This is a genomic window from Synechococcales cyanobacterium T60_A2020_003, assembly GCA_015272205.1.
In the GTDB taxonomy this organism is placed as follows: domain Bacteria; phylum Cyanobacteriota; class Cyanobacteriia; order RECH01; family RECH01; genus JACYMB01.
Genome location: JACYMB010000384.1, coordinates 22177 through 28663, shown reverse-complemented (window position 1 = coordinate 28663; position 6487 = coordinate 22177). Strand labels below are relative to the sequence as shown.

The following is a 6487-nucleotide window of genomic DNA, read 5'->3' as shown; positions in this document are numbered from 1 at the left end:
GGGAAGGCTGGGATAGATGGATGGCCCTTCTTTTTGCAGCGGTTCTAAAATCTCTGGTACGTAGGTTTGTAGCTCGGATAAGGTGGCTCCAGCTTCAAAAATAAACATGCCCCCGTTCCAGCTATATTGCCCGCTTTGCACAAACGCTTCAGCAGTGGCTAGATCCGGCTTTTCGGTAAATCGCTCTACGCGATACGCTGGGAACCCACCGATGCTGCCCAGGGATTCACCTTGTTTGATGTAGCCATATCCGGTCGAGGGATAGGTGGGTTTGATGCCGAGGGTGGCGATCGCCCCTTGCTGTCGTGCTAACTCCGATGCGGCTCTGAGGGTGGCATGGAATAGGGCTTCATCCCCGATCCAGTGATCGGCGGGAAAAAAACCAACAATGGCATCTTCGCCGTAGCGTTTGGCAATTTCGAGGGTTGCCCAGGTGACAGCGGGAGCCGTATCCCGTCCTTCCGCTTCAACTAACAAATTGGAGGTGGGCAGGTGAGGCAGTTGTTCCTTCACGCCCGCTTCCAAATGAGATGCTGTAATCACCCAGAGGTTTTCCCATCCGCCAGCCAGTTCCAGCAGGCGATCGGCAGTCGTTTGCAGGAGACTTTTACCGCTCCCATCCAGGCTGAGGAACTGTTTGGGGCGCTGTCGGCGGCTGAGCGGCCAGAAGCGTTCGCCTTTACCACCTGCCAAAATCACGGGAATCATGATGCTTGCCTCGCTTGGGATGTCCTAGCTGGAACAGAGAGCAGCGCTGGGCTGTCTTTAAAGTCTAACCACGGAAAAGTAAACCGAATGGCGGCAGAAGGCGTCAAGTTCTGGGGTGAATACCAAACTAACTCTTAATATTCATACTATGCTTTGACCATCGCAGCTTGATGGAAAAGGGCGATCGCACCCTCATGGAATGATCGAATTTCGTTAAAATCCCTCGCTGGATTAATATCAAAGCCCATTGCCATCTTTTAATCTTTGTTTCACAAGCTATAATCTCTTTGAGCTCCGCAGATACAAAACTACACAGTCTTGCGATCGCAATTCAATCAGCGCATTTTACGCATACTGAACTAAGGTGTGAGGTTAAGGTGACCGAATCCCATCAATCGTCTACGCCCCTAGCAGAAGAGCCTACTGAAGCAAACCTAAACGGGACTGGTACAGATTCAATCTCAAATCGTGCAGCGATATCCAAGCCTGAGACATCGGCAGGATTCGGCAAAGCATTTCTGTGGTCAACGGCTCTCCTAGCAACGGCAGGCATTTCTGCGATTGTGGGTGCTGGCATCATGATGTTTGCGCCCTTATCAGCGGCGGTCACGCCAGAACAGCAAGATGATTTTTCCATCGTAGATTTGTGGCGTCAGGGGGTGCGCTATCCCATTACGCGTCCCGTCAATATTTTGGTGATGGGTATTGATCATGACTTGGAGAGTGAGCGGGCCCAGGCACAGACGACTGGTGTCCAAACGGAGTCGGGTCGGTTAGAGGATGGCATTTTTTCTGGCCGCAGCGACACCATGCTTTTAGTGCAGGTAGACCCAGAGGCGAAGTCGGTCAATGTCCTCTCGATTCCACGGGATACCCAGGTTGACATTGCCAATATGGGGCTCACCAAAATTAACCACGCGAATGCTCTGGGTGGCCCTGCATTAGCAGCGGATGTGGTGAGTGATACCCTCAATGGCATCACCATTGATCGCTACGTGCGGGTCAATACCGAAGCCTTCCGTGAATTGGTCGATCTCCTCGGTGGCGTAGAAGTGAACGTTCCCTACGAGATGCGCTACGTTGACCAAACTCAAGGGCTAGATATTAACCTGCAACCGGGATTGCAGCTTTTGAACGGCAATCAGGCTGAGCAGTTCGCCCGATTTCGCAGTGATGGCTATGGTGATATTGGTCGGGTACAGCGGCAGCAGCAGCTTTTGCGAGCCTTGCGCGATCGCGTCACCAGCCCTACGGTGATTCCTAAAATTCCGCAGGCGATTCAGCTTATACGAGAACATATTGATACGAACTTATCGATTGAAGAAATTTTGGCATTGGCGGATTTCGCAACCAAGCTGGAGCAGGACGATTTCCGAATGGTGATGCTGCCGGGACGGTTTAGCGGTGCAGATGAATTCTTAGCCAGCTATTGGATTTTGGATCCAGAAGGGCGCGATCAGGTGATGCAGGATTATTTCCATCAAGAGACATCCACCAATACGGCAATGCAGCGATCGCTCCGCAGTCTTCGGATCGCCGTCCAGAACGCATCAGGAGAGCCGCAATTGGCGGGACAGGTTGCCGATTACTTGCTGGCACAAGGATTCAGCAATGTATACGTTGTTCAGGATTCCCCGAGTTTGCAATCTCAAACGCAAATCATCGTGCAATGGGGCGACCTCCAAGGAGCGGCGCGCCTGGAAGATATTCTGGGAGTCGGACAGGTGATTCCAGCGTCTACGGGGGATTTGGGGGCTGATCTCACCATCCGAGTTGGCGGGGACTGGGAGTATCCCAACTTTGACTCGATGGGCAGTTAGGTTGTCTCCATGAGTCTCAATCGTAAGAATTACAGAATTAGTGGGTTAAACCGGGACACATCCCCTTAGGATCAAAGGTGTTGCCATTTGAATTCCTGAATGACTGCGATCGCCCCTTTGCTTTCGACTCATCTCAACGCCCAGACGCTAGTTTCTTGGGAGGAACTGAATCCAGTTTTGCAGGCTCAGATCCGATCCGCAACGGATTCTGATGAGGGTGTCGAATGCGTTGCCTATCCGCAGACCCAGGATGAACTCGCAACAATTTTGCAAGTTGCCTATGCCAATCGCTGGCGAATTCTCCCCTTGGGCACAGGCAGCAAACTCCAATGGGGCGGACTGGCACCCTCGGTGGATCTGGCCGTCAGCACCGCTGGCCTAACGCGAGTGGTAGACCATGCAGTGGGAGATTTAACGGTGACTGCCGAGGCCGGATTGGCGATCGCCACCCTTCACCAAACCCTGACTCCCCACCGCCAATGGTTGCCCATCTCCCCCACCTATCCTCAGTCCACCCTAGGCGGATTGGTCGCCACTGCCGATGCTGGAGCACTCCGCCAACGCTATGGGGGCATTCGGGATTTGCTGATTGGGATTACGATGGTGCGCTATGACGGTCAGGTGGCTCATGCGGGGGGACGGGTCGTTAAAAACGTGGCGGGTTACGATTTGATGAAACTGTTGACGGGTTCCTTTGGAACGTTGGGTATCATCAGCGAGGTGACGTTTCGGCTATATCCGGTTCCGGAATCCTCAGAAACGGTTGTGCTAACGGGAACCGTAGCGGCGATCGCCCAAACCCTGCAAACGCTCCGAGCCTCTGCCCTCACGCCCACTGCGATTGACCTGTTAGCCACCGAAACCGTTCAAGCCTTGAATTTAGGACAAGGGATGGGCTTAATGGTGCGGTTTCAGACAACCCCGGTGAGTATCCAGCAGCAGGCTACCCAACTGATCGATTGGGCCGCCCAAGCAGGTTTAACGGGCGATCGCCTGTCCGGAGAGCCTGAGACCCATCTATGGCACCAATTACAAGAACAACTGATCGGAACCCCCTCCCTCAGCGCGATCGCCTGCAAAATAGGAGTGTTGCCTGCGGTGAGTGCGATCGCCCTAGATAAGCTCAGCCATTGTCTTGGTTCGCTGGATGCAGGAGTCATCCATGCAGGTAGCGGTTTGGGGATGGTGCGCTGTGGTGCAATCGGTGAATCTGGACAAAGGCTGCGGGCAGCTCGTGAAATTTGTGAAGCCCATGGGGGATTTCTAACTGTTCTGGATGCGCCAAAATCCCTGAAGCAAGCCATCGATGTTTGGGGATATTCTGGCAACGCCCTCGATGCCATGCGTCGCCTTAAGCAGCGGTTTGATCCGCACTCTCTTTTAAGCCCTAATCGTTTTATTGCTGGTTTATAAGTTCTCTTCTGTGTGTTCCATGACAGTACCCTCTACGCCTGACACCAAGCTAAATTCTGCCCAGGTTGACCCTAATCTCAGCGGCTTTGACGCCAAAGATGCGCCTAACCCCGACCTTATTAGCGCCTGCGTCCACTGTGGCTTTTGCCTCACGACTTGCCCCAGTTATCGTGTGTTGGGAACCGAGATGGATTCTCCGCGAGGACGCATTTACTTGATGAATGCAATTCAGCAGGGGGAGGCAACTCTAGACTCGGTATCCCCGCACTTTGATAGCTGTTTGGGGTGTTTGGCCTGTACAACGGCGTGTCCCTCAGGAGTGCAGTACGATGCCCTGATCGCGGCGACTCGTCCCCAGGTCGAGCGCAATGTTCCCCGGACGTTGGGCGATCGCCTCTTTCGGAATTTGATTTTTGCCCTCTTTCCTCACCCGGATCGACTGCGGATGCTGCTAGTTCCGTTAGGACTTTATCAGTGGAGTCGAATTGGGGAACTCATTCAAGCGACGGGACTGCTAAACCGCATCTCTCCCCGGCTGGCCGCCATGGAATCCCTGCTTCCCCCCATTACCGCAAAAAGTTTTCAGGACAATATTCCAGAGGTGACGCCGGCCCAAGGGCAAACGCGCTATCGGGTGGGCATGGTGCTGGGGTGCGTCCAGCGTCTCTTTTTTGCAGAGGTCAACGAAGCAACGGTGCGGGTGCTGAGTGCCAATGGCTGTGAGGTGGTGGTGCCCAAAACCCAAGGTTGTTGTGCTGCCTTGCCTCAACACCAGGGCGAGGAGCAGCGGGCGCAGGCGCTCGCACGGCAAATGATCGATAGTTTTGATGGCACCGATGTGGATTTTGTGATTATCAACGCGGCAGGCTGTGGTCATACGTTGAAGGAATACGGACATATTCTGCGCGATGATCCGGTATATCACGAAAAAGGCGAGAATTTCTCCAAAAAAGTGCGCGACGTTCAGGAGTTTCTGGCGGAGATCGGATTAACTGCTCCCTTGTCTGCCTTACAAGCGGAACCGTTGACTGTCGTGTATCAAGACGCGTGCCACCTGCTGCATGGCCAGAAAATTAGCGTTCAGCCCCGTCAGCTTTTGCGGCAAATTCCGGGGGTGCAACTGCGGGAACCCGTAGATGCCGCCTTGTGTTGTGGCAGCGCTGGCGTGTACAACATGCTGCAACCGGAAGTAGCTCAGGAATTAGGGCAGCAAAAAGTCCAGAATTTGTTAAATACAGGAGCGACGGTGATTGCTTCATCCAATCCAGGCTGCTCACTACAAATCCAAAAGCACCTCACCGAGCAGGGAAAATCTGTTCCTGTAATTCATCCGATTCGATTGCTCGATTGCGCGATCCGAGGGGTTTCCTTACCTGCTGAGTAGCATGGGGGTGTAAGAAACTCACTCGTCTAAATCCGCATCCTGCATCAGACGGTCGATATCCAAATCTTGCAACGCCTGCCGTTGAGCTTTGCGCGATTGCCGTCGATATTTCTTACTTTCCAGCTTTGGCTCGTACTGGGTTTGTCCGGCTTCTCCGGTTTTCGCCTTGAATCCGGATTCAGTCTCGCGAAGCCTGTCTGTCGCTTCCTGGTGGGCGATCGCCTCGTCTAGAAACAGCAGATAATGCTCGTAGCGTTCCCAGTCCCCCCGCACAACGCAGTTGGGTTCATCGCGGTGGAGGCAGTCGCTAAACTGGCAGGTTTCGCCCGCTACCAACCGTTGCCGCGCCTCTGGAAAGAGTTGGACAACCTCCGATGGCGCACAGGTCAAATCCGGCTGATTAAATCCGGGCGTATCGGCCAATAGCCCCGTACCCGGTAACTCAAACAATTCCACATGGCGGGTGGTGTGTCGTCCCTTTCCTAGTTTGCCGGAGACTTCCCCGACTCGCAGGTGAGCGTCGGGAATCAGATGGTTAATCAAACTGGACTTACCCACACCGGAAGGGCCGGAAATGACGGATACTTGATGCTGGCAGTGGTGGGCGATCGCCTCCAGATTGTGATCGGCATAGGTGCTGAACACAATCGGAGTGTAGCCCCAGGATTGCAGGCGATCGCACCAGCTCTCCTGTATAGCTTGGGGAACCAGATCACTTTTACTCAGGCACAGAAGAACCGTGAGGGCTGTGGACTCCGCCTTTGTTAAAAACCGACTGAGCTGTAACGGTTCAATGTCCGGCTCTGCGAGGGCAAACACTAGAATGATCTGCGTTGCATTGGCAATCGGTGGCCGATCTAGTTCGGTCTTGCGAGGAAGCACCTGGGCGATCGCCCCCCGTTGCCCTTGCCAGTCGGGTTCTTCTATCCAAACGCGATCGCCCACCATCACCCGCTGCCCTACTTTCTTAAGGCGCGATCGCCGCGTACACAGTAGGGTGCTAATGGTTACCGCGCCATCTTCCGTATCTAGGCAATGGGGCGTATCTAGTTGAACGGTATAGTAGTTGGCCTGAAAGGACAGAACGGTTCCCAGTACCATTCCCTCCATCTGGCCTAGGGAATTTGCGAATTCTGTGCTGAGCCGTCCGTCTTGCATGGGG

The 6487-nt window shown here is 53.9% G+C and carries 5 protein-coding genes; 3 read left to right on the top strand and 2 right to left on the bottom strand.

Annotation, left to right across the window (positions count from 1 at the left end; genetic code table 11):
• On the bottom strand, positions 1–708 hold a 708-nt coding region (locus IGR76_18700; GenBank protein MBF2080488.1), incomplete at its 3' end, for a mannose-1-phosphate guanylyltransferase.
• A 458-nt stretch (positions 709–1166) separates the two neighbouring features.
• Between IGR76_18700 and IGR76_18695 the strand changes: the two genes are divergently transcribed.
• The 3 genes from IGR76_18695 to IGR76_18685 all read left to right on the top strand — a co-directional run bounded on the left by IGR76_18695 (position 1167) and on the right by IGR76_18685 (position 5325).
• On the top strand, positions 1167–2528 hold the full coding sequence (locus tag IGR76_18695) for an LCP family protein (protein MBF2080487.1): 1362 nt from the start codon (positions 1167–1169) through the stop codon (positions 2526–2528).
• Between the two features lie 99 nt (positions 2529–2627).
• Complete coding sequence (locus IGR76_18690; GenBank protein MBF2080486.1) at positions 2628–3941, top strand: FAD-binding oxidoreductase; 1314 nt, start codon at positions 2628–2630, stop codon at positions 3939–3941.
• Between the two features lie 19 nt (positions 3942–3960).
• Complete coding sequence (locus IGR76_18685; protein ID MBF2080485.1) at positions 3961–5325, top strand: 4Fe-4S dicluster domain-containing protein; 1365 nt, start codon at positions 3961–3963, stop codon at positions 5323–5325.
• 18 nt (positions 5326–5343) lie between these two features.
• Here IGR76_18685 and rsgA read toward each other — a convergent pair whose 3' ends face one another.
• Entirely contained in the window at positions 5344–6483 is a 1140-nt protein-coding gene (gene rsgA, locus IGR76_18680) for a small ribosomal subunit biogenesis GTPase RsgA (GenBank protein MBF2080484.1), read from the bottom strand.
• Between the last annotated feature and the right edge of the window lie 4 nt (positions 6484–6487).